The organism is Methylobacterium gregans (assembly GCF_022179245.1).
GTDB lineage: Bacteria > Pseudomonadota > Alphaproteobacteria > Rhizobiales > Beijerinckiaceae > Methylobacterium > Methylobacterium gregans.
This window is the reverse complement of record NZ_BPQM01000132.1, coordinates 1-20,220: the sequence shown is the minus strand read 5'-3', so window position 1 is coordinate 20,220 and position 20,220 is coordinate 1. Positions and strand designations below refer to the sequence as shown.

General features: G+C 70.7%; 22 protein-coding genes and 1 pseudogene. 15 read left to right on the top strand and 8 right to left on the bottom strand.

The window, feature by feature from the left end:
• The first annotated feature begins 179 nt into the window (after positions 1 to 179).
• From fabA to fabI, 3 genes are all read left to right on the top strand, one after another.
• Positions 180 to 731, top strand: coding sequence for a 3-hydroxyacyl-[acyl-carrier-protein] dehydratase FabA (gene fabA, locus MFF54_RS22985; RefSeq protein WP_238306536.1), 552 nt, complete (start codon positions 180 to 182; stop codon positions 729 to 731).
• A gap of 146 nt (positions 732 to 877) precedes the next feature.
• Positions 878 to 2,104: a beta-ketoacyl-ACP synthase I gene (gene fabB, locus MFF54_RS22980; RefSeq protein ID WP_238306535.1), complete on the top strand. Its 1,227-nt coding sequence runs from the start codon at positions 878 to 880 to the stop codon at positions 2,102 to 2,104.
• Between the two features lie 341 nt (positions 2,105 to 2,445).
• On the top strand, positions 2,446 to 3,276 hold the full coding sequence (gene fabI, locus MFF54_RS22975) for an enoyl-ACP reductase FabI (RefSeq protein WP_238306534.1): 831 nt from the start codon (positions 2,446 to 2,448) through the stop codon (positions 3,274 to 3,276).
• Positions 3,277 to 3,283: 7 nt separating this feature from the next.
• On the opposite strand, the gene MFF54_RS22970 is transcribed toward fabI, so the two are convergent.
• The gene (locus MFF54_RS22970) at positions 3,284 to 3,523 is read right to left on the bottom strand and encodes a hypothetical protein (protein WP_238306533.1); all 240 of its coding nucleotides are present in this window, start codon (positions 3,521 to 3,523) and stop codon (positions 3,284 to 3,286) included.
• A 46-nt stretch (positions 3,524 to 3,569) separates the two neighbouring features.
• On the opposite strand from MFF54_RS22970, the gene MFF54_RS22965 reads away from it, so the two are divergent.
• The 3 genes from MFF54_RS22965 (at position 3,570) to MFF54_RS22955 (ending at position 5,689) form a co-directional block, all read left to right on the top strand.
• The gene (locus MFF54_RS22965) at positions 3,570 to 3,797 is read left to right on the top strand and encodes a hypothetical protein (RefSeq protein ID WP_238306532.1); all 228 of its coding nucleotides are present in this window, start codon (positions 3,570 to 3,572) and stop codon (positions 3,795 to 3,797) included.
• A 61-nt stretch (positions 3,798 to 3,858) separates the two neighbouring features.
• Complete coding sequence (locus MFF54_RS22960; RefSeq protein WP_238306531.1) at positions 3,859 to 4,098, top strand: DUF2188 domain-containing protein; 240 nt, start codon at positions 3,859 to 3,861, stop codon at positions 4,096 to 4,098.
• A gap of 28 nt (positions 4,099 to 4,126) precedes the next feature.
• Entirely contained in the window at positions 4,127 to 5,689 is a 1,563-nt protein-coding gene (locus MFF54_RS22955) for a DUF6880 family protein (RefSeq protein ID WP_238306530.1), read from the top strand.
• Between the two features lie 13 nt (positions 5,690 to 5,702).
• On the opposite strand, the gene MFF54_RS22950 is transcribed toward MFF54_RS22955, so the two are convergent.
• Entirely contained in the window at positions 5,703 to 6,062 is a 360-nt protein-coding gene (locus tag MFF54_RS22950; protein ID WP_238306529.1) for a DUF427 domain-containing protein, read from the bottom strand.
• Positions 6,059 to 6,976: a methyltransferase domain-containing protein gene (locus MFF54_RS22945; RefSeq protein ID WP_238306528.1), complete on the bottom strand. Its 918-nt coding sequence runs from the start codon at positions 6,974 to 6,976 to the stop codon at positions 6,059 to 6,061. Before MFF54_RS22945 ends, MFF54_RS22950 begins: the two co-directional genes overlap by 4 nt.
• Positions 6,977 to 7,144: 168 nt before the next feature.
• Between MFF54_RS22945 and MFF54_RS22940 the strand changes: the two genes are divergently transcribed.
• Positions 7,145 to 7,378 carry a hypothetical protein gene (locus tag MFF54_RS22940; RefSeq protein ID WP_238306527.1) on the top strand — a complete coding sequence of 78 codons (234 nt, stop codon included), beginning with the start codon at positions 7,145 to 7,147 and terminating at the stop codon, positions 7,376 to 7,378.
• 80 nt (positions 7,379 to 7,458) lie between these two features.
• On the top strand, positions 7,459 to 7,767 hold the full coding sequence (locus MFF54_RS22935) for a hypothetical protein (RefSeq protein ID WP_238306526.1): 309 nt from the start codon (positions 7,459 to 7,461) through the stop codon (positions 7,765 to 7,767).
• Between the two features lie 7 nt (positions 7,768 to 7,774).
• On the opposite strand, the gene MFF54_RS22930 is transcribed toward MFF54_RS22935, so the two are convergent.
• Complete coding sequence (locus MFF54_RS22930; protein ID WP_238306525.1) at positions 7,775 to 10,822, bottom strand: N-6 DNA methylase; 3,048 nt, start codon at positions 10,820 to 10,822, stop codon at positions 7,775 to 7,777.
• Between the two features lie 171 nt (positions 10,823 to 10,993).
• On the opposite strand from MFF54_RS22930, the gene panD reads away from it, so the two are divergent.
• Complete coding sequence (gene panD / locus MFF54_RS22925) at positions 10,994 to 11,455, top strand: aspartate 1-decarboxylase (protein WP_238306524.1); 462 nt, start codon at positions 10,994 to 10,996, stop codon at positions 11,453 to 11,455.
• A 52-nt stretch (positions 11,456 to 11,507) separates the two neighbouring features.
• Here the strand turns inward: panD and lepA are convergent, their stop codons facing one another.
• The 3 genes from lepA to MFF54_RS22910 all read right to left on the bottom strand — a co-directional run bounded on the left by lepA (position 11,508) and on the right by MFF54_RS22910 (position 14,583).
• Positions 11,508 to 13,313, bottom strand: a complete 1,806-nt coding sequence (gene lepA / locus MFF54_RS22920) for a translation elongation factor 4 (RefSeq protein ID WP_238306523.1) — start codon at positions 13,311 to 13,313, stop codon at positions 11,508 to 11,510.
• Positions 13,314 to 13,532: 219 nt separating this feature from the next.
• Positions 13,533 to 13,733, bottom strand: a complete 201-nt coding sequence (locus MFF54_RS22915) for a hypothetical protein (protein WP_066923227.1) — start codon at positions 13,731 to 13,733, stop codon at positions 13,533 to 13,535.
• Positions 13,734 to 13,806: 73 nt separating this feature from the next.
• Complete coding sequence (locus MFF54_RS22910) at positions 13,807 to 14,583, bottom strand: HugZ family pyridoxamine 5'-phosphate oxidase (RefSeq protein WP_238306522.1); 777 nt, start codon at positions 14,581 to 14,583, stop codon at positions 13,807 to 13,809.
• A 314-nt stretch (positions 14,584 to 14,897) separates the two neighbouring features.
• On the opposite strand from MFF54_RS22910, the gene MFF54_RS22905 reads away from it, so the two are divergent.
• From MFF54_RS22905 to MFF54_RS22880, 6 genes are all read left to right on the top strand, one after another.
• The gene (locus MFF54_RS22905; RefSeq protein ID WP_066925139.1) at positions 14,898 to 15,608 is read left to right on the top strand and encodes a response regulator transcription factor; all 711 of its coding nucleotides are present in this window, start codon (positions 14,898 to 14,900) and stop codon (positions 15,606 to 15,608) included.
• 90 nt (positions 15,609 to 15,698) lie between these two features.
• A complete protein-coding gene (locus MFF54_RS22900) occupies positions 15,699 to 17,444 on the top strand; it encodes a sensor histidine kinase (protein ID WP_370880184.1) in 1,746 nt (581 codons plus the stop codon).
• A gap of 7 nt (positions 17,445 to 17,451) precedes the next feature.
• Positions 17,452 to 17,994: an HPr kinase/phosphorylase gene (locus tag MFF54_RS22895; RefSeq protein WP_238306521.1), complete on the top strand. Its 543-nt coding sequence runs from the start codon at positions 17,452 to 17,454 to the stop codon at positions 17,992 to 17,994.
• Positions 17,995 to 18,120: 126 nt separating this feature from the next.
• A complete protein-coding gene (locus tag MFF54_RS22890; protein WP_238306520.1) occupies positions 18,121 to 18,522 on the top strand; it encodes a PTS sugar transporter subunit IIA in 402 nt (133 codons plus the stop codon).
• A gap of 133 nt (positions 18,523 to 18,655) precedes the next feature.
• Positions 18,656 to 18,973: an HPr family phosphocarrier protein gene (locus MFF54_RS22885; RefSeq protein WP_238306519.1), complete on the top strand. Its 318-nt coding sequence runs from the start codon at positions 18,656 to 18,658 to the stop codon at positions 18,971 to 18,973.
• 204 nt (positions 18,974 to 19,177) lie between these two features.
• On the top strand, positions 19,178 to 19,819 hold the full coding sequence (locus MFF54_RS22880) for a DUF1993 family protein (protein WP_238306518.1): 642 nt from the start codon (positions 19,178 to 19,180) through the stop codon (positions 19,817 to 19,819).
• A gap of 196 nt (positions 19,820 to 20,015) precedes the next feature.
• Here MFF54_RS22880 and MFF54_RS22875 read toward each other — a convergent pair.
• Positions 20,016 to 20,220, bottom strand: a pseudogene (locus MFF54_RS22875) (plasmid stabilization protein); the annotation flags it as partial.

The following is a 20,220-nucleotide window of genomic DNA, read 5'->3' as shown; positions in this document are numbered from 1 at the left end:
GAGTCCGGGGTGCGACCTGGGACCGGCGAAACTTTGAAGGCGCCGGAGCCCGTGCTAACGAGGCGCCGAATGCCGGCCCCGCCCGTGCAAACGGCACTCCGAGCCGGGCACTCCGCCGATCGCGGCCGGACGCCCGGGCCGAGCGACGCCAAGACAGATCAGGGAACCGAACCGCCCCCATGTCCTCCGACGCCGACACCACCGCGCCCCAGACCGCGCCCGAGGCCAAGGCCCGCGCGTCGAGCTACACCTACGAGGATCTGCTGGCCTGCGGTCGCGGCGAGCTGTTCGGGGCCGGCAACGCCCAGCTTCCCCTGCCGCCGATGCTGATGTTCGACCGCATCACCGAGATCAGCAACGAGGGCGGCGCCTACGGCAAGGGCCTGGTCCGGGCCGAGTTCGACATCCGCCCCGACCTCTGGTTCTTCCCCTGCCACTTCAAGGGCGATCCGGTGATGCCGGGCTGCCTCGGGCTGGACGCCCTCTGGCAGCTCGTCGGTTTCCATCTGGGTTGGCTCGGCTCGCCGGGACGCGGCCGGGCGCTCGGCGTCGGCGAGGTGAAATTCACCGACCAAGTGCTGCCCACCGTCAAGCAGGTCGTCTACGGCGTCGATCTCAAGCGTGTGCGACAGGGCAAGCTGGTGCTCGGCATCGCCGATGGCTGGCTGGAGGCCGACGGCAAGCGCATCTACGAGGCCCAGGACCTGCGCGTCGCGCTGTTCCAGAGCTGAATTTTTCGTGCATGCCCGCTGCCGGCCGGGAGCGGACGGGCCTCCCGGGCCGTTGATCCGGGAGTTGCGATCGTGCCGGCTTCGTCCTAGCTGACCGGAAGAGCGTGGCCCGTGGCTCACGGGCCGCCGCGGAGACAGTTTTTTACATGCGCCGTGTCGTCATCACCGGGATGGGCATCGTCTCGTCCATCGGCAACAACACGCAGGAAGTCCTCGCCTCCCTGCGCGAAGCGCGTTCGGGCATCGCGCGCGACGAGTCGCAGGCGACGCACGGCTTCCGCAGCCAGGTCTCGGGCGCGCCGAGCCTCGACCCGGAGGGCGTGGTCGACCGGCGCGCCATGCGCTTCCACGGCGGCGGCACCGCCTGGAACCACGTGGCTATGGAGCAGGCGATCCGCGACGCGGGTCTCGAGGCCAGCGACGTCTCGAACGACCGCACCGGCATCATCATGGGCTCGGGCGGCCCCTCCACCCGCACCATCGTGGAATCGGCCGCCATCGCCACCGAGAAGGGGCCGAAGCGCGTCGGGCCCTTCGCGGTGCCCAAGGCCATGTCGTCGACGGCCTCCGCGACGCTCGCGACCTGGTTCAAGATCCGGGGCGTGAACTACTCGATCTCCTCGGCCTGCGCGACCTCGAACCACTGCATCGGCAACGCCGCCGAGATCATTCAGGCGGGTCGCCAGGACGTGATCTTCGCGGGCGGCTGCGAAGAATTGGACTGGACGCTCTCGGTTCTGTTCGACGCCATGGGCGCGATGTCCTCAAAGTACAACGACACGCCAGCCCGGGCGTCCCGCGCCTATGATGCGGGCCGCGACGGCTTCGTCATCGCCGGCGGCGCGGGCGTGCTGGTGCTGGAGGAGTACGAGCACGCCAAGGCGCGCGGCGCCCGCATCTACGGCGAGGTCGCGGGCTACGGCGCGACCTCGGACGGGCACGACATGGTGGCGCCCTCCGGCGAGGGCGCGGTGCGCTGCATGCAGCAGGCGCTCTCGGGCCTGAAGGGCGTCAAGATCGACTACATCAACCCGCACGCCACCTCGACGCCGGTCGGCGACGACAAGGAGATCGAGGCGATCCGCGAGGTCTTCGGCCGCGGCGAGGCCTGCCCGCCGATCGCGGCGACCAAATCGCTCACCGGCCACTCGCTCGGCGCCACGGGCGTGCAGGAGGCGATCTACTCCCTGCTGATGATGAACAACGGCTTCATCTGCGAGAGCGCCCATATCGACGAGCTCGACCCGGCCTTCGCCGACATGCCGATCCTGCGGGAGCGCCGGGACAACGCCCGGCTCGGGCACGTCCTGTCGAACTCGTTCGGCTTCGGCGGGACCAACGCGACGCTGGTCCTGAAGCACGTCGACGCCTGAGGCCGCGACCTTTCGGCCGCCCGCGGAATAGGGCTGGCCCGGAACGTTTCCGTTTCGTAAACGCTGTCCCCGCATCTCTGGCGGAGACAGCGCGTGGTTCCCTTCCTCGTCGCCATCCTGGCCGGTCCCGTCTGCGCGGGCGCCGCCATGATTTTCGTCCGCCAGCGCCTGATCGAGGCGGCGCGCGAAGAGACCCGCGGCTACTTCTGAGGCCGCTCCCGGGCGCCTTATCCCCATCTGGCCCCGTCGCATTGGACAGGCCGACGACCGGCACGCTATGGCTCGCCCCCTGTACAGGGGCTCCTTCGGGGTGCTCGCGGGAACCGGGGACGAGCGATCGCATGACGGGATTGATGGCGGGCAAGCGCGGCCTGATCATGGGCGTTGCCAACGATCACTCGATCGCCTGGGGCATCGCCCGGATGCTGCACCAGCACGGTGCCCGCCTCGCCTTCACCTACCAGGGCGAGGCGCTCGGCCGCCGGGTCGGTCCGCTCGCGGCCAAGCTCGATTCCGATGTGGTGATCCCCTGCGACGTGGAGGATCTGGCCTCCGTGGACGCCGCCTTCGAGCGGCTCGACGCGGCCTTCGATGGCGGCCTCGACTTCGTGGTCCACGCCGTCGGATTCTCCGACAAGGCGCAGCTCAAGGGCCGCTACGTCGACGTCACCACGCGCGACAACTTCGTGCGGACCATGACGATCTCGTGCTTCTCCTTCACGGAGATCGCCCAGCGGGCGGCCCGGCGCATGCGGACCGGCGGCTCGCTGCTGACGCTGACCTACGGCGGCTCGACCCGGGTCATGCCGAACTACAACGTGATGGGGGTGGCCAAGGCCGCGCTGGAGGCCTCTGTGCGCTACCTCGCCTCCGACCTCGGCCCGGACGGCATCCGGGTCAACGCGCTCTCGGCCGGCCCGATGCGCACGCTCGCGGGTGCTGGCATCGCGGATGCCCGGCTGATGTTCAACCACCAGAAGGCCCACGCCCCGCTCCGGCGCACCGTGAGCCTGGACGATGTCGGCGGCTCGGCCCTCTACCTGCTCTCCGACCTCTCGGGCGGCGTGACCGGCGAGGTCCACTTCGTGGATTCGGGCTACAACATCATCTCGATGCCGCGTCCCGACGTGCTCCAGGCCCAGGACGCGGCGGGCGTCGTCGGCGACGCCTGAGCCGCGCTCAGTACGGGACGCGGCCGGGCGGCAGCAATCCGGTCTCCGCAGGGGCCGCGCCGCGCGGGCGCCGCGCCCGCACCATCCGGCGCTCGCGCTGTTCCACGATGTACGGTGGGGGCGGCGCGGAGGGATAGTTCGACGCGAAGGGGTTCGGCGGGACGCCCTGCGCCCGCACCGGTGGCGCCGCGAGGCAGAGGGCGGAGACGGCGCCGGCCAGGATCGTCGCGGGGAGAAGAATGCGCATGCGCGCATCCAGAGACCCGAATCGTGACGCCAGTGGGGTGAGGCGCATGGAACCGTACCGGTTCGAGCAGGACGGCGAAGATTACGAGGCCCGCTTCGAGCGGGTGGACGACGGCTGGGTCGCCCATGTCCGGCGGGTCGCCGACGACGCGGTGCGCAGCCTCGCCTTCCCGGACGGCATCGGCTACGCCGCCGACGATGTCCGCGGCTCGCTGATCGCGGGCTGCGAGGCCGCGGCCGCCGGTTTCTCGGACGGCCCGCCCACCCGGCACTGAGGAACCGGTCCCGGATCTCCCGTGTTCGCGCACCAACGATGACACGCGTCGAGGAGCATCCATGACCGAGGTGACCTATCACATCGTCGAGCACGACGGCGGCTTCGCCTACAAGGTCGGCGACGTGTTCTCCGAGACCTTCCCGAGCCGGGACGAGGCGCTTCAGGCGGCCCAGGCCGCGGCGGCCGAGCAGCAGGTGCCGGGCTCGACCGAGGGAATCCGCTACCAGGATCAGGCCGGCGCGTGGCACGACGAGACCGCGCCGGGCAACGACCGCCCGGTGACGAAGGTCGAGGGCTGACCGCACGCCGGGGAGGCTTCGGAGGACGATGGCGCGTCGAAAGGCCCGGGCAGCGGAGGCGGAGGCCGCTCCGGAGGCGGGAGATCCGGCGCCCGAGGCTTCGGCGACGTCTTCCAGGAAGGCTATCCTCGAGACCACACCGAGGAGCCTCCCCAAGGGGGCGCGGCGCACCACCCCCTCGGCCGAGACCCTGGCCTCGCTCGACCGGGACCGGCTGATCGGCCTCGTCCTCGATGAGACCCGGCGAAACCCGGCCTTCCGCAAGCTGGTCAGTGCGGCGCTCGCCGCCCGGCAGGGGCCGGACGCCGTGGCGAAGATCGTCGACCGGCGGCTCGCCGCCCTGGAGGGCGCGCGGGGCTACATCGACTGGCAGAAGCGCCGCGCCTTCGTCCTCGACCTCGACGCCACCGTCTCGGTGATCTTGAACGAGCTGCGCCCGCTTGACGGGGAGGCCGCCCTGGAGCGGCTGGTGCGCTTCCTCGGCGGCGCCGAGGGGGTGCTCGCCCGGGTCGACGACGGCGCCGGCACCGTGCAGGGCGTCTACGATCGCGCCGCGGAGGCGGCGGTGGAGATCGGCGCCGCCCTGCCCACCGGGACGGTCGCGCGCTTCGCGGGCGGGCTGCTCCCGCGCGTGCTCGCCGATCCGACCGGCGCGCTCACCGCGCTCCTGCGGGCCCTGATCGGGCGGCTCGATCCGGAGGCGCTGGCGCCGCTGGACGACGCGGTGGCCGGACTGGCGGCGGAGACGGGCGCGAAGGCGGGCGGGCGCGGGCAAGAGATGCTGCAGAGGCTCCGCCGGCTGCTGCTGCTGCGCCTGCGTCAGGACATCGCCGAGCGCCGCGGCGACATCGACGCCTTCATCGCCTTCGAGTTGGAGGCGATGCCGGGCTCGCCGGACCGGATCGACATCGCCGAGCGCCTTCTCGGGGCGAACCGTCCGGCGGAGGCGCTCGACTGGCTGCGCCGGAAGACACCCCAGCCGCTCACCCGCGCCGACGTGATCGCGGGCCTCGACGAGACGGCGATGGAGCGCGAGAGCACGGTGCTTGAGATCCGGGCCCTCGACGCGCTCGGGCGGGACGCGGAGGCGCAGGATCTGCGCTGGCGCGGCTTCGCGCAGCGGCTCGATGCCGAGATGCTGCGAACCTACCTCGCCAAGCTGCCGGATTTCGAGGACGACGAGGCCCTGCGGCGCGCCATCGCGGTCGTGGAAACCTTTGCGGACCCGCACCGGGCGCTCGGCTTCCTGGTGCGCTGGCCGGATCTCGACCGGGCGGCCCGGCTGGTGATCGCGCGGCCCGGGATCTGGGAGGGCGAGCGCTACACCATCCTGGCGCCCGCCGCGGAGGCGCTGGCGCAAGCCCATCCGCTTGCCGCAACGATCCTTTACCGGGCGCTGCTCGACGACATCCTGGGGCGGGGGCGCAGCCAGGCCTACGCGCACGGCGCAGCCTACCTGCAGGAACTCGACCTCATCGCCGAGCGCGCCGACCTTGGCGGCCTGAAGCCGGACCCGGCGGAGTACCGGCAGGGCCTGAAGCGCCGGCACGGGCGCAAGTACGGCTTCTGGGACTTGGTCGAAGGCCGCTGAGCCCCGCGGACGCTCAGTCCTGCTCGATCGCGTCGACCCGGTCCGGGTAGAAGGCGAGATGACCGCGGATCGCCGCGACCGCGGGGAACGGGTCCTCGTAGCTCCAGACCGCGTCGCCGCGCTGCGCCTCTCCGACCTGAAGATCGTAGTAGCTCGCGTCGCCCTTGTAGGGGCAGTGGCTGCGCCGGGACGAGGGCGTGAAGTGCTCCAGCCGCGCGTCGGCCCGCGGGATGTAGAGCACCGGCAGGTATCCGCCCTCCTGCAGGCTCAGGGCCGCGCGCGTCTCGGCCACGACCGCGCCGTTCAGCACGACCCGGATGCGGCCCGGATGCGGCAGGATCGCGATCGGATGGTCCGGGCCAGGCTGCTTCATCGCGGGCTCCTCTCGTCGGGCAGGGTCGCGGACGTGATCTCCTGCGTGCCGAGCGCGTCGGCGAGCCGCGCCTGGGCGCTGCCCGGCCGCAGGGGCTTCTGCTGGCTCTCGTGCGGGACCCAGCCGGAGAGCCAGAGCAGCTCGAAGGTGGCGCGCACCCGGCCGTCCGGGTCGGCGAAGCGCGTCGCGTAGATCTCGGCCGCTCGCAGCAGGGTGGCGCGGCGCAAGGGGGTCCGGCGTCGCTCGGTGAGCGTGTTGGTCAGCCCCATGGCCCGCAGGTCCCGCATCAGGCCGAAGGGGTCGGCGTAGCGCACGGTCACAGTCTCGCTGTCGACCACCGGCAGGGCGAAGCCCGCCCGCTGCAGCAATCCGCCGACCTCGCGCACCGCCGCGAAGGGCGCGACGCGCGGGCTGATCCCGCCCTCCATCTCGCTCTCGGCCGCGCCGAAGCTCTGGCGCAGCTCGGTCAGGGTGGCGCCGCCGAGCAGGCAGCCGAGGAACAGTCCATCGGGCCTGAGTGCTCGCCGCAGCTGCACCAGGGTACCGGGCAGGTCGTTCACGCCCTGAAGCGCGAGCAGCGAGACCGCGAGATCGAGGCTGGAGCCCGCCACCGGCAGCGCCTCGGGATCGGCCACGGCGCCCGAGAACCCGGGCTCGGGCGTCTCCGGCAGGGGGGCGAGGCGGATGATCCGCCCCCCGTCGAGGCGCCGGGCGAGGATCCGCGCGGCGGCCGGAGCCGGGGTGCCGAGATCGAGCGCGCTGGTGAAGCGGCGCAGCACCGCGCCCATGCGGTCGTCGAGATCCTCGGCCGCGCGGGCGAGCAGAAAGTCGGCATAGCCGCCTCCGCGGCCGTTCGCGCGCGCCCGGGCGAGGCGGCGACGGGCAAGGGCGGTGTCGAAGAGGGGCGTATCCATGCAGGGCCTAGATGGCGCCGGCGGCGACCGGACGCCAGCGCCCCACGCGGCGTCCGGGACATGGCTCGGCGCCGACGCCTGCGCGACCCCGCTCACACCTGCGCGAGCGCGGAACGCGGGATTACGACCGCTCGTTCTTCGTGCCACGATACACGGGAGATCACCACAATGACGCGCATTCTCGTCGGCGCCCTCGCCCTCACGGCGCTCGCCTGGACCGGATCGGCCGAGGCCAAGGGCTGCATCAAGGGCGCGCTCGTCGGCGGCGTCGCCGGCCACTACGCGGGACATCACGGCCTTGTGGGCGCCGCCGCCGGCTGCGCCATAGGGCGCCACCGCGCCAACAAGCAGGCGCGGCAGGACAACGACGCCGCAGGACAGGCCCAGCCCGCCGCGCGCTGAGCGGAAACTGCGCGGTTGGCCGGCCGGTTTCCGGATCATCCGGGGCCGGCCGCCGGTCCGCAGAGAGACGTCCCGCACCGATGCACCATTCCTCACCGCCGCTGTTCCTTCGCCTCCTCGCGGCCGCGGCCGTTCTCGCCGTCCTCGCCCCCGCCCCGGCGGGCGCGCAGGGCGTGGGCTTCGCCACCGGCCTGCCGGGGCGCGATCCCGCCGGCGAGGACGCCATCGGCTGGGGCCCGGCCTACCGGCCCGAAACCAGCTTCTCGCAGCCCGGCACCCCGCCGACCCCTGGGGACTACGCGGGCGCCGCCTATCGGGCGCGCACCGGGCACGGGGTCTACGAGCGCGTTCAGCGCGCCCCGCAGCCACGCCGCCATCGGGACTGGTGAGGCGGCGTCAGGCCTCCTCCAGTTCGGGCTCAGCCGGCGCGGCCTGCCGGACGAGCGGGTCCGGCCCGAGAAGCTCCGCCACGCGGGCATCGATCCGCGCGGCGATCCCGTCCGCCCACAGCGCCTCGCGGATCGCTCGCCGCGCGCGCTGAAACGGTGTTCCCGGCTCGATCGGGACCGCAGCGGCCACCCGCTCGGCCTCTGCACCCGCGGCAGAGAGCTCCGCGTGGAGCGCGATCCGGCCGTCGAAGAGCGGGATCGGCAGGGTGAACATCAGCTTGTCGAAGTGTCGCGCGCCCTGCTCGCCCCGGGCCTGCAGGTGAACGATCCGGCGGCGAACGGTGTCGCTATTGAGCGCGGCCAGCAGGTAGCGGGCCTCGGCTCCGGCCACGACATCGGTCCAGTACAGCGCGTGATCGACGATGCCGGCTTCGTCGCTGACGATGCAGGCGGCCGGGCGCCGGCCTGATTTGGAGAACACCACGCGCAGGCCCGGCACCGGAAACTGGCTCGTCACACCGTTATGGAAGTTCCAGCGCTGGCTCAGCGTCATCCGGCCGGCGCTGGTGCGCTGCCAGACGGCCTCGGCCCGCTCCATCCAGTCGGCGAGCCGCCCGAAGCCCCGGTTGCCCGCCTGACGCGCGTCGAGCACCGTGCCGGCCGCGTCGACCGGTACGATCCCCTCGAAAGGGTGCAGAACGCGGAACGGTGCGATCGACTCACCGAGGTAGACCGGTCGCAGGAAGCGGCGCTCGACCGCGCCCTCCAGGGCGTCGAGCGCGCGGTAGCGCGGGTCCTCGAGGTTCGAGCGCCGGCTGCGAACGGCGGGCGCGGCCTGACTGGCGCCGAGGCGTCCGCCGTCGCGGCGCTCCACGAGGCAGAGCATCCGCGGCACCAGGGTCGCGCCCTGGCGGAATCGGTCCCGATAGGGCGAGACCGCCGCGAAACCGACGGGACGCGGTGCATCCGCGGGCGCGGCGACGACGTGGCGGTCCGCCAGCTCCTCCGGTGCGTCCTTGAAGGGCAGACGACCCGCGAAGGCCGTGACCCGCTCCGGCGTCGGCCCGGCCCGCTCGGCGACCTCGGCGAACAACACGCAGGTCGGCACCCGGAAGAGCGGGGCGACCGCCTGGTTGTCGAGCACCCAGGCCTCCGTGAAGGCGGCGCGCACGCCAGCCCAGTCGCCGGTCCGGAAGGCGCGGTACTGGCCGCGGCTGAGGGCGGCCAGCGGCAGCACCATGGCGAGCCGCCCGCCCCGCCGCGGGCCCGGCGGCTTCGCGTAGAGCTCGGCGCAGCGCACGAGGAACAGGCCGGACAGGTCGGTCTGCGTGACGAGGCGCGCCTCGTCCGGCCCGACCCAGACGCCGAGGCGGCGCGCGGTCTCGCGGAAGCGGTCCTGCATGTCCCGCGACATGTAGCGGTAGGCGAGCCAGGGCGGGTTGCCCAGCACCACGTCGACCCGTGCCCCATCCGAGAGGGCGACCGGGCGGCTGAGGTTGCGCGCGATGAAACCCCAGACATGGTCGCGGCCGGCGCGCCGCAGTCGGTCGTAGGTGAGGTAGGTCGCGCGCAGCGTGACGTGGTGCTCCATCGGCACACCGAGAGCCGCGAGGCTGCCGAGGAAGGCCTCCGCGTCGCGGCCCGCCTCGCTGGCATCGTGGAGGGCCGCAACGACCGCGTCGAACAGGGCGGGCTCGGCACAGAGCCCGAGCGGGAAGCGCAGCACCGAGCCGCCGGCCCGGCGCGCACCCGTCGGCGGCACCGCGATGACGAGATCCTGCTCCACGGCGTCGCGCCGGACGTTCCATTGCAGCGCGTCGCCGAGATAGACAGGCAGCGAGATGGCGTCCTCTCGGGCGAGCAGGGACTCGCCCAGGGCCAGCAGATAGGTGACGCGGGCGAAGATCACCGCCACGGGATGCACGTCGAAGCCGGTGACCGCGGCACAGCAGGCGGCCGCCACCGCACCGGCCGGCATCCCGGCATCGGCCAGCGCCGCGCGCTTCAGCCGCACCGCGTGGAACAGGAAGCTGCCCGAGCCGCAGGCCGGGTCGAGGCAGGTCTGCGAGGCCGGGGTGTCGAGGGCGCGGCGCACCACCTTCCGGGCGAGCCAGTCGGGCGTGTAATACTCCCCGAGGTCGTGGCGCTGCTCCGGGTCGATCAGCGACTCGTAGAGCACCTTCAGGAGATCGACGTCGACGCTGCCGAGGTCGAAGCGGGCGGCGTGGCCGGCGAGGCTTGCGACGATCGCCGACCCTTCCGGCGCCCGCAGGATCCAGCCGAAGAAATCCTCTTCCACGGCCCCGTGCACGCCGGCATCCCGGAAGGCCCGGCCGTCGAGAAGATCCTCGGGCGAGTGCCCGTGGATGCGCATGGCGCCGGCCGCGATCGCCTTGGCGAGGATCACCAGATAGGTGTGCTGCAGCCAGAGGTCGTCGCCGCCGACCGCCTTGCCGTAGACGAAGCCGAGATGCCGCTCCCAGAGCTGGCGTTTCAGCGCGGCTTCCGGGTCCGCCGCCACCGCGGCCCAGGCGGCCCGCAACAGGGCATGGGTGCGGGCGAAGGCGACGCTGCGGCGGCCGAGCTCGTTCGTGATGCCCACCGCGTCGGCGGGCAGCCAGTCGCGTACCGCGATCACGCCCTCCAGCCACGCGGTGAGGTCCCAGGCCTCGGCGGGCCGCGCGTCGCAGGCACCCAGCGGCACGAGGGCGCCGGCGCGCATCTCGTAGGCCGCGAAGCGCGACCCGTCGGTGGCGAGGCCGACATAGCGCTGGCCGGTCGCCGCCTCGCGCTCGGGCAGGTAGCGGGCGAGTTGGGCCTCGGCGGCAGCGGCCTCGCGGCGCAAATCCGTCTTGATCTCGATGAGCGTGCGGCCGAGCAGCGCGTCGACCCGGCCCCGAACCTCAGGTAGCGCCCGCTCGAAGGCGATCTGCTCGCTGCGGGCGTCGAGCGCCCCGGTGAGCAGCCGGTGGAGCAGAGCCCGGACCTTCTCGTGGCCTGGGCGACGCGCGAGTTCGGCAACGACGGCTTCGAGTTCGGCTTGGGTGATCGGCATGGGTTACCTCAGGTAATCCATGCAGCTAAGGCTACCTCAGGTTATTTCGCAACGCCTGAAGGGCGCGATAAGCGACCTGAGGTTAAAACGTTCCCCGCTGGTAGCTCGCTCTCGCAGGAGGCGGTACAAGGGTCGAAACAGGTCCGGGCTACGGGCGGCCGGGGGGATCAGATGCAGAGTTTCGTGCGGGCCAAGCTGCACGGCATCCGGGTGACGGGGGCCGATCTCAACTATCACGGCTCGATCACCCTCGACGCCGACCTCTGCCGCGAGGTGGGGCTCGACCCGCTCGAATTCGTCGAGATCTGGAACAAGATGTCGGGCGCGCGGATCAGCACCTACGTGCTGTACGGGCCGGCCGGCTCCGGCTGCTGCGTGCTGAACGGGGCGGCCGCCCGCACCTGCCAAGTCGGGGACGAGGTGATCATCGCCTCGGCCAGCTACGGCAGCGTGGACGACGTGATCGCGCACAAGCCGCGGGTGCTAATCTTCGGCGAGGGCAACCGGGTGGTGGACCGGGTGGTCTACGACGTCTTTCGCGACGAGCAGGGCCGCCTCGACATGCGGATCATCGAGGCGGATACGGGTGCGGAAGAGGCGCCGCGCGTGGCAACACAGATCCGGGTGGTGTGAGCGGGGTGCGACAACCGGACCATCCGTTCGGCTGATCGAACGTGGACGCTCCTCAATCGTCCATCTTCAGCGCGGCGATGAAGGCTTCCTGCGGGATCTCCACGCGGCCGAACTGGCGCATGCGCTTCTTGCCCTCCTTCTGCTTGTCGAGGAGCTTGCGCTTGCGCGAGATGTCGCCGCCGTAGCACTTGGCGGTGACGTCCTTCGACAGCGCCCGGATGGTCTCGCGCGCGATGATCTTGCCGCCGATCGCCGCCTGGACGGGGATCTGGAACAGGTGGCGGGGGATCAGGTCCTTCAGCTTCTCGCACATGGCCCGGCCGCGGGATTCCGCCCGGGTGCGGTGGACCAGCATCGAGAGCGCGTCGACCGGCTCGGCGTTGACGAGGATCGACATCTTCACAAGGTCGCCCTCGCGGTAGTCGGAGACATGATAGTCGAAGGAGGCGTAGCCCTTCGAGATCGACTTCAGCCGGTCGTAGAAATCGAACACCACCTCGTTCAGCGGCAGGTCGTACACGACCATGGCCCGCTTGCCGACGTAGTTGAGATCGATCTGCACGCCGCGGCGGTCCTGGCAGAGCTTCAGCACGCCGCCGAGATACTCGTCGGGGGTGAGGATCGTGGCGCGGATCCAGGGCTCCTCGACCGTCTCGATCTTCATCGGGTCGGGCATGTCGGCCGGGTTGTGCAGCTCCTTGATCTCGCCGTCGCGCATGGCGAGACGGTAGACCACGGAGGGCGCCGTCGAGATCAGGTCGAGGTTGAACTCGCGCTCCAAACGCTCCTGGATGATCTCAAGGTGGAGGAGCCCGAGGAAGCCGCAGCGGAAGCCGAAGCCGAGCGCGGCCGACGTCTCCATCTCGTACGAGAACGAGGCGTCGTTGAGCCGGAGCTTGCCCATGGCCGAGCGCAGGTTCTCGAACTCGGCCGCATCGACCGGGAAGAGACCGCAGAAGACGACCGCCTGGACCTCCTTGAAGCCCGCCATCATCTCGGTGGTCTGGCGCTTGTCCTCAGTGATGGTGTCGCCGACGCGGGTGTCGGCCACCTCCTTGATCGAGGCGGTGAGGAAGCCGACCTCGCCGGGGCCGAGTTCGCCGATATCGGCCATCTTCGGGCGGAACACGCCGATCCGGTCGACGCCGTAGACGGCGTCGGCGCCCATCATCCGGATGGTCATGCCCTTCTTGAGCACGCCGTCCACGATGCGCACCAGCACGACGACGCCGAGATAGACGTCGTACCAGGAATCGACCAGCAGCGCCTTCAGGGGGGCGCCGCGGTCGCCCTTGGGCGGGGGCAGGCGCTTGACGATCGCCTCCAGCACCGCCTCGATGTTGAGGCCGGTCTTGGCCGAGATCGGCACGGCGTCGGAGGCGTCGAGCCCGATCACCTCCTCGATCTGCTCCTTCACCCGGTCGGGCTCGGCCGCCGGCAGGTCGACCTTGTTGAGGACGGGCACGATCTCGTGGTTGGCGTCGAGCGCTTGGTAGACGTTGGCGAGCGTCTGAGCCTCGACGCCCTGGGAGGCGTCCACCACGAGGAGAGAGCCCTCGCAGGCGGCGAGCGAGCGGGAGACCTCGTAGGCGAAATCGACGTGGCCGGGCGTGTCCATCAGGTTGAGGACGTAGTCCTTGCCGTCCTCGGCCTTGTACTCCAGCCGGACGGTGTTGGCCTTGATGGTGATGCCGCGCTCGCGCTCGATGTCCATCGAGTCGAGCATCTGCTCGCCCATGTCGCGCAGGGCCACGGTGCCGGTGGCCTGGATCAGCCGGTCGGCGAGCGTCGATTTCCCGTGGTCGATATGCGCCACGATCGAGAAGTTGCGGATGTTGTCGATGGGCGCAGCGGTCATCGGCGGGGGTCTCCGGCGCGCGGCGGGCCCCGGGGGCAGCCGCTCCGCGCCGTGTCAGGAACGGAAATCGTGATCTGTGAGGCGCGGGATAGCAGGGGGGCGTAGCCGCGCCAAGCTCCGCGCATGGCGGCCCCGAAACGCGCACGGGCGCGGGCGGCACCGGAAGCCGCCCGCGCCCGAGAGCGCCCGAAGGCCGTCAGGCCTGGATGTGGCTCGCGCTCAGCGGCCGCGGTCGCGAATCAGCCGCTCGATCTCGGCCTCGCCATGGGCGCGGGCCTTCGCTTCGGTCGGGTGCTTGCGGTCGGAGCGCTGGTGGAGCTTGCCGTTCTTGCGGATGCTCCACTGAAACAGGCTGCCGGACTCGCCGACCGGTTCGACGTCGAGGCTGAAGGGGTAGGTGTCGGTCTGGATATCGCTCATGCGGCCTATATGGCGCGCCGCACCCTCATTTGCCAGGGCACGAAAGCGGCCGTCATGCGTTCCGAGGGCGCGTTCAGGGCGCGTCCACCCGCGCCTGGGCGGCCATCGCGACAAGCACCTTGCGCAGTGCCCCCATGTCGGAAACCCGCTCCGGGTAGGTCACCCGCACCGCGCGCTCGCCGGCCACGAGGTCCATGCCCTCGGGATCCAGGCCGGTGAGCTGCCAGCGCCCCTCCCCCCCGCCGGCTCCCGCGGCGTAGAGCGCGAGCGCGTCGGCGTGGTCTGCGTTCATGTGCTCCACCGCCCCGCCCTCGCCCGCGACGACGCCTTCGGCGCCCGCGAGATCGAGGAGCAGCTCGTCCCGCGTCAGCGTCGCGGCCTTAGCGAATCCGCCGTTGAGGTGGCCGGCGGACGGGTCGAGGCTGAAGAAGCCGAAATCGGGGAAGTCCGCGTAGAGCTTCGCCTTCGGGTGCCGAGTGAGGAAGCGTGCGCGGACGCGCGGATCCTGCGAGGGCACCGCCCGGCCCACGACGGTGAGGCGCGGATGCGCCAGCGGGTCACCTTTGCCGCCGGCCGAGAAGAGCAGCGAGCAGCGCGGCTCGGCGAGGAGGTTGCGGGTATGCGCCGAGAGCCGCGACAGCAGCATCAGCGGCGTGCCGTCCGCGTCGGTCGCCATCGTCACCAGCGAGCAGAAGGGCGTACCGTCGGGCTCCAGGGTAGCGAGCGCGCCGGAGCGGACCGTGCGCAGGAGGTCGCGCGCCAGCCCCACGGCGTCGAAGCCGGCTTCCGCCGCCGGCAGCGGCCGCGCCGGACCGCGCTTCTCACCGCCGCCCTGATCCGTCCCGCTCATCGTGCCTCCGCCTGCCGTCTCGCCGGGCCCGCCCGTCCCGGCGATCCCACTCCGATCATAGGCGTTTCGCCGCGCGGGGCGAGGGCGACATCGGCCCGCGGGCCGCTCTCCCGGCCCCGCCGGATACGGCCAAGCTACGCCCGGCGCTCGCTTTTTTCAAAGCTTCATACTAAAGCACCTGACCCTTCCGCGCGAAGCGGGCCCGGGAAGCTGCCTCTCCCGACCGCCTCGCGTCACCGCCTGCCCCGGACCGGGGCCGGGCTCGGGCCGCCGGCCCTGAGCCTCGCCGCCGCCGTTTCAGTCAGGGAACGCGCATGCCGACCATCGCCCTCGTCGACGACGACCGCAACATCCTTACCTCCGTGTCGATCGCGCTGGAGACCGAAGGATACCGGATCCAGACCTACACGGACGGCGCCTCCGCGCTCGACGGGCTGCGGCACTCGCCGCCGGATCTCGCCATCTTCGACATCAAGATGCCGCGCATGGACGGGATGGAGCTTCTCAGGCGCCTGCGGCAGAAATCGGACCTTCCGGTGATCTTTCTGACGTCGAAGGACGAGGAGATCGACGAGCTGTTCGGCCTGAAGATGGGCGCGGACGACTTCATCCATAAGCCGTTCTCGCAGCGCCTGCTGGTCGAGCGCGTGAAGGCGGTGCTGCGCCGCTTCGCCCCGAAGGACGGCCCCGGCGCACCGCCCCGCGAGGCGGATGCGGCGGCCCGCTCCCTGGAGCGCGGCGCCCTGATGATGGACCCGGAGCGCCACACCTGCACCTGGAAGGGCGAGCCGGTGACGCTCACCGTGACCGAGTTCCTGATCCTGCAGGCGCTGGCCCACCGCCCCGGCGTCGTGAAGAGCCGCAACGCCCTGATGGACGCGGCCTACGACGATCAGGTCTACGTCGACGACCGCACCATCGACAGCCACATCAAGCGCCTGCGCAAGAAGTTCAAGGTGACGGACACCAACTTCGACATGATCGAGACCCTGTACGGGGTCGGCTACCGCTTCAAGGAAGGGTGAGAAGCGGGCTCCCGAGTCGACCGTCCCTGTCCGAAGACCTCCTGAGCCGTGCCGCCCATCACCTCCGACGATCCGCGCCCGCGCCGCACCCTGTTCGGCCGGCCGCTGCCCACGCCTTTCACCTGGCCGCGCGCCCTTTGGGACGGAATCGGCCAGCGCGCCGCCTCCAGCCTGACGCGCCGTATCGTCGTGCTCAACCTCGTCGGGTTGATCGCGCTGCTGGTCGGCTTCCTCTACCTGAACCAGTTCCGCCAGGGGCTGATTCAGGCGCGCGTCCAGAGCCTCGCGATCCAGGGCGAGATCATCGCAAGCGCCATCGCCTCCTCGGCCTCCGTGGACACGGACACGATCCGGGTCGATCCGGACAAGCTCCTACAGGATCAGGCCGGAGAGAGCGCGGAGGAGGAATCCGCCCCGCTTGCCTTCTCGCTGAACCCCGAGCGGGTCGCGCCGCTTCTCTCCCGCCTCGTCACGCCCACCGGCAACCGGGCCCGAGTCTACGACCGGGAGGGCGGGCTGCTCTTCGACACGCGCTCCCTGTTCAACCGCGACGGACGGGGCGATCCGGCGCCCCAGCACGCGCCGAACGTGCTGGAGCGGGCGGTGGCCTGGGTCCACGCCCACCTGTCGAGCCTGTTCGGCAGCCGCTCGAAGTTCACCGAGGAGGTGGGTCCGGCAAACGGCCATTCGCTGCGCGAGGTTCAGACCGCACTGAGCGGCGCCCGCGGCAGCTTGGTGCGGCGCAACACGGTCGGCGAGACCACGGTCTCTGTGGCGGTACCTATCCACAAGGCGGGCCAGGTTCGCGGCGCCCTGCTGATCTCGACGCAGGGCGACGCGATCGACCGCGTCATCGCCTCGGAGCGCTTCGGCCTATTCCAGGTCTTCATCGTCGCCGCCCTGGTGATGGTGGTGCTCTCGATCCTGCTCGCCGGCGCCATCGCGGGGCCGGTGCGGCGGCTGGCCGAGGCCGCCGAGAAGGTGCGGATGGGCATCAAGACCCGCGAGGAAATCCCCGACTTCACCGACCGCACCGACGAGATCGGCCACCTGTCGGGCGCGCTGCGCGACATGACCCAGGCGCTCTACCGGCGCATCGACGCGATCGAGAGCTTCGCGGCGGATGTCAGCCACGAGCTGAAAAACCCGCTGACCTCGCTCCGCAGCGCCGTCGAGACCCTGCCGCTCGCCAAGACAGACGATTCGCGCTCCCGCCTGATGGCAATCATCCAGCACGATGTCCGCCGCCTCGACCGCCTGATCAGCGACATCGCCGACGCCTCCCGGCTCGACGCGGAGCTCGCACGCGCCGAGGCGCGACGGGTCGACATGAAGAAGCTCCTGACCACGGTGATCTCGGTGGCCAACGAGCGGCGGCGCCCGAAGGATTGCCTGATCCAACTCGACATCGAGGCGCCGCCGGGCAGCGACGAGACGCCCTTCGGCATCATCGGCCACGACAGCCGGCTCGGACAGGTGGTCAACAATCTGATCGACAACGCCCGCTCGTTCTCGCCCTCCGACGCGAAGGTCCGGGTGGCGCTGAGGCGGGTGCGCGGCGAGGTCGAGATGATCTGCGAGGACGAGGGGCCGGGCATCCCCGAGCACGCCCTGGAGCGGATCTTCGAGCGCTTCTACACCGACCGGCCGGAGCAGGGTTTCGGCCAGAACTCGGGCCTCGGTCTCTCCATCTCGCGCCAGATCGTGCAGGCGCATCGCGGAAGCATCCGGGCCGAGAACCGGCCTGGGCCGGCCAACGAGGACGGCGAGCCGACCGTGCGCGGCGCCCGCTTCATCGTGCGTCTACCGGCCGCTCCGCGGCAGCTCGCCGCCTGAGCCGGTGGTGGCGGGCGCCCCCCTCCGCCTGACGGCCCACGCGACCTGCGTGGTCCTCGGCGAGGCGGGGGTGCTGATCCGAGGCGAATCGGGGGCGGGCAAGTCGAGCCTCGCCCTGGCGCTCCTCGACAGGTCGCAACGCGTCGGCAATTTTGCGGCCTTCGTCGCCGATGACCGGGTTCGGCTGGAACGGCACCACGACCGCCTCGTCGCCCGGCCGCATCCGCGCCTCTCCGGGCTGATCGAGGTGCGGAGTGTCGGTATCCGCGCGGTTGCGGATCTCGGCCACGCCGTGCTGCCCGCCTGCGTGACGCGCCTCGCGGTCGATCTCGTCGCATCGAGCCCGCGCCTGCCCGAGCCTGAGGCGGGGCAAGCGCGGATCCTCGGCCTCGACCTGCCGCGCCTCGTCGTGGACCGGCGGCTGCGTGATTCGGGCCTCGTGCCCGCCCTGGTCTTCGCGGCGCTCTTCGCAGACGCGGTGGGGCGCCCGGGCGTTGCTTCGCAGCCGCACAGCACGACTGCGGGTTCGGCTCACGAACGGGGGGCGTAGCGCGCACCGCGGCGGCGTGGCATGATGATGACGCAGTTTTGAGCAAAACGTCGCGACTGCCTTGTGTCGGGGGTGTGCGATGCACAACATGGCGGCTCGGTTCACAGGACGTCGGAACGTGCGTCGATGATTGGGATGGTGCTCGTCACCCACGGTTTGCTCGCGACCGAGTTCAAGGCCGCGCTCGAACACGTGGTCGGCCCGCAGGAGCAGATCGAGACCATCACGATCGGCCCCGACGACGACATGGAGCTGCGCCGCCGAGACATCATGTCGGCGGTCGGCCGGGTCAACACGGGCACCGGCGTGGTGGTGCTGACCGACATGTTCGGCGGCACGCCCTCGAACCTCGCACTCTCCTGTATGAACGGCGGCGCGGTCGAGGTGGTTGCCGGGATCAACCTGCCGATGCTGATCAAGCTCGCCAGCGTACGCGAGGAGGAATCCCTCGGCGACGCGGTGCTGCACGCTCAGGAGGCGGGCCGCAAGTATATCAACGTCGCCTCTCGGGTGCTCGCCGGCAAGTGATCCCCCTTGATGTGACTCACCCGTGATCAGGCGCAGCCGATCCGGACTTCCGTCCTCCCTTCGAACCCGCTAGGCACGGAGCACGACGGTCCCGAGCCGTCGCCCGCGCGGAACGCGAGAGCGCACGGTGCCGATGGACGACCTCTACGAAACGGACGACGACCCGCCGGTCCCCGAGGGCGGGTTCCTGCGCAGCCTTCCGATCATCAACCGGCGCGGCCTACACGCCCGAGCCTCGGCCAAGTTCGTGCAGACGGTCGAGCGCTTCGACGCGGCCGTGACGGTAACCCGGGCTGGCGAGACGGTGGGCGGACGCTCGATCATGGGCCTGCTCACGCTCGGCGCCGCGCAAGGCACCTCAGTCGCCGTGACAGCCGTCGGCGCGGATGCGGAGGCCTGCCTCGATGCGATCGAAGCGCTGCTCGCCAACCGCTTCGGCGAGGACGAGTAGGCGCGCGGCATCCGCCCCGACGCGTGCCGGGATCGTGGCCGATGGCATCTCCTTCCCGCGGCAGCGGCCCAGACCAGGAACATTGCCAAGATGGACGGTGGGCGGACGCCCCTCGGAGCGGGTTGATCCATCCCTATGCGCCGGTCCTCTCGCGACCCAACTACGCCGAACAACGCTTGCATCCTGCTTCGAAGCCGACACTGAGTGCGCTATCGCGCCGGCGGAAGGCTCGAAGCGGTGATGGTGGTCATTGCACCGTCCCTGCTCCTCTGTACGATCCGTGCGATGACCACGACGACGCTTCTCATTCCGACGTACCAGCACATGCTGCAAACCCTCTCCGGCTTGCTGGACAAGGCGGAGCAGCAGATGCCGGATCGGGCGGAGGCTCTGTTGGCGGCCCGACTGGCGACCGACATGTTCCCGCTCGCAGCTCAGGTTCGCTTCGCGGCGTTCCAAGCACAGGAGGCGGTTTTCCGGCTACGCGGTGAGCGTGTACCTGGGTGGCTTGAAGCCATCGCTGCCGAAGGGCGGAACGCCGGTGATACATGCGGTTCGATCGCCGATGCTAGAAAAAGGATTGATAGTGCCCTCTCTTTTTTGGCAGACGTTTCTGACGGAGCAGTTGATTTTAGTTGCGATCTTCCGATCGCGATAGAGTTACCAGGCGGCATCATATTCGATATGACCTGCGAGCAATACGCCCGCGACTGGGCTTTGCCGCAGTTCTATTTCCACGTCATTACGGCTTACGCCATCCTCCGCAACCAGGGCGTAGCGATTGGCAAGGCAGATTACGTGCCTCACATGTTCGCTTATCTTCGGCCGGTTAGAATGGCGAACTAGAAAAGGACAACCGGCAGCATGCGGATAGCGACAGCTTTCAGCGCCTGCCAGTCCACAGGCTGCCTGACTCGCTTCAACCCTGAACAGTCTTTCTACAAGCTCGGGCGAATACAGTTTCGATACGACGCAACCCTCGTGATCGAAGGAGCCGCCGAACGCCCGACGCCTCCGCCGAACGGAATCGGCGTGAACCGCGCTAGTGCCCTCGTGCCTTGCGGGTCTCGGCCGCCTTCCTTGCCGAGGCCGAGCGATCCGCGGTGCTGCGCTCCGCCGAGGCCCTCCCGCCCGCTTCCCCGCCCTTGTGGGCCGCCGGGTGGCCGGTGTTCTTACCCCGGCCGGAGCCGCCGGGCTTCTTGCCGCCGCCGTCGTCCTTGTTCACGGTCGCCCAGGCGCGGGCCTCG

What these genes read in the sequence shown, in the direction of transcription:
- MFF54_RS22955 (WP_238306530.1), top strand. Translation starts at nt 4,127, where the DNA reads ATGGCGCGTCGAAAGGCCCGGGCAGCGGAGGCGGAGGCCGCTCCGGAG.
- fabI (WP_238306534.1), top strand. Translation starts at nt 2,446, where the DNA reads ATGACGGGATTGATGGCGGGCAAGCGCGGCCTGATCATGGGCGTTGCC.
- MFF54_RS22885 (WP_238306519.1), top strand. Translation starts at nt 18,656, where the DNA reads ATGGACGACCTCTACGAAACGGACGACGACCCGCCGGTCCCCGAGGGC.
- MFF54_RS22970 (WP_238306533.1), bottom strand. Translation starts at nt 3,523, where the DNA reads ATGCGCATTCTTCTCCCCGCGACGATCCTGGCCGGCGCCGTCTCCGCC.
- MFF54_RS22915 (WP_066923227.1), bottom strand. Translation starts at nt 13,733, where the DNA reads ATGAGCGATATCCAGACCGACACCTACCCCTTCAGCCTCGACGTCGAA.
- fabB (WP_238306535.1), top strand. Translation starts at nt 878, where the DNA reads ATGCGCCGTGTCGTCATCACCGGGATGGGCATCGTCTCGTCCATCGGC.
- MFF54_RS22940 (WP_238306527.1), top strand. Translation starts at nt 7,145, where the DNA reads ATGACGCGCATTCTCGTCGGCGCCCTCGCCCTCACGGCGCTCGCCTGG.
- MFF54_RS22965 (WP_238306532.1), top strand. Translation starts at nt 3,570, where the DNA reads ATGGAACCGTACCGGTTCGAGCAGGACGGCGAAGATTACGAGGCCCGC.
- MFF54_RS22950 (WP_238306529.1), bottom strand. Translation starts at nt 6,062, where the DNA reads ATGAAGCAGCCTGGCCCGGACCATCCGATCGCGATCCTGCCGCATCCG.
- MFF54_RS22935 (WP_238306526.1), top strand. Translation starts at nt 7,459, where the DNA reads ATGCACCATTCCTCACCGCCGCTGTTCCTTCGCCTCCTCGCGGCCGCG.
- MFF54_RS22930 (WP_238306525.1), bottom strand. Translation starts at nt 10,822, where the DNA reads ATGCCGATCACCCAAGCCGAACTCGAAGCCGTCGTTGCCGAACTCGCG.
- fabA (WP_238306536.1), top strand. Translation starts at nt 180, where the DNA reads ATGTCCTCCGACGCCGACACCACCGCGCCCCAGACCGCGCCCGAGGCC.
- MFF54_RS22910 (WP_238306522.1), bottom strand. Translation starts at nt 14,583, where the DNA reads ATGAGCGGGACGGATCAGGGCGGCGGTGAGAAGCGCGGTCCGGCGCGG.
- panD (WP_238306524.1), top strand. Translation starts at nt 10,994, where the DNA reads ATGCAGAGTTTCGTGCGGGCCAAGCTGCACGGCATCCGGGTGACGGGG.
- lepA (WP_238306523.1), bottom strand. Translation starts at nt 13,313, where the DNA reads ATGACCGCTGCGCCCATCGACAACATCCGCAACTTCTCGATCGTGGCG.
- MFF54_RS22960 (WP_238306531.1), top strand. Translation starts at nt 3,859, where the DNA reads ATGACCGAGGTGACCTATCACATCGTCGAGCACGACGGCGGCTTCGCC.
- MFF54_RS22945 (WP_238306528.1), bottom strand. Translation starts at nt 6,976, where the DNA reads ATGGATACGCCCCTCTTCGACACCGCCCTTGCCCGTCGCCGCCTCGCC.
- MFF54_RS22905 (WP_066925139.1), top strand. Translation starts at nt 14,898, where the DNA reads ATGCCGACCATCGCCCTCGTCGACGACGACCGCAACATCCTTACCTCC.
- MFF54_RS22890 (WP_238306520.1), top strand. Translation starts at nt 18,121, where the DNA reads ATGATTGGGATGGTGCTCGTCACCCACGGTTTGCTCGCGACCGAGTTC.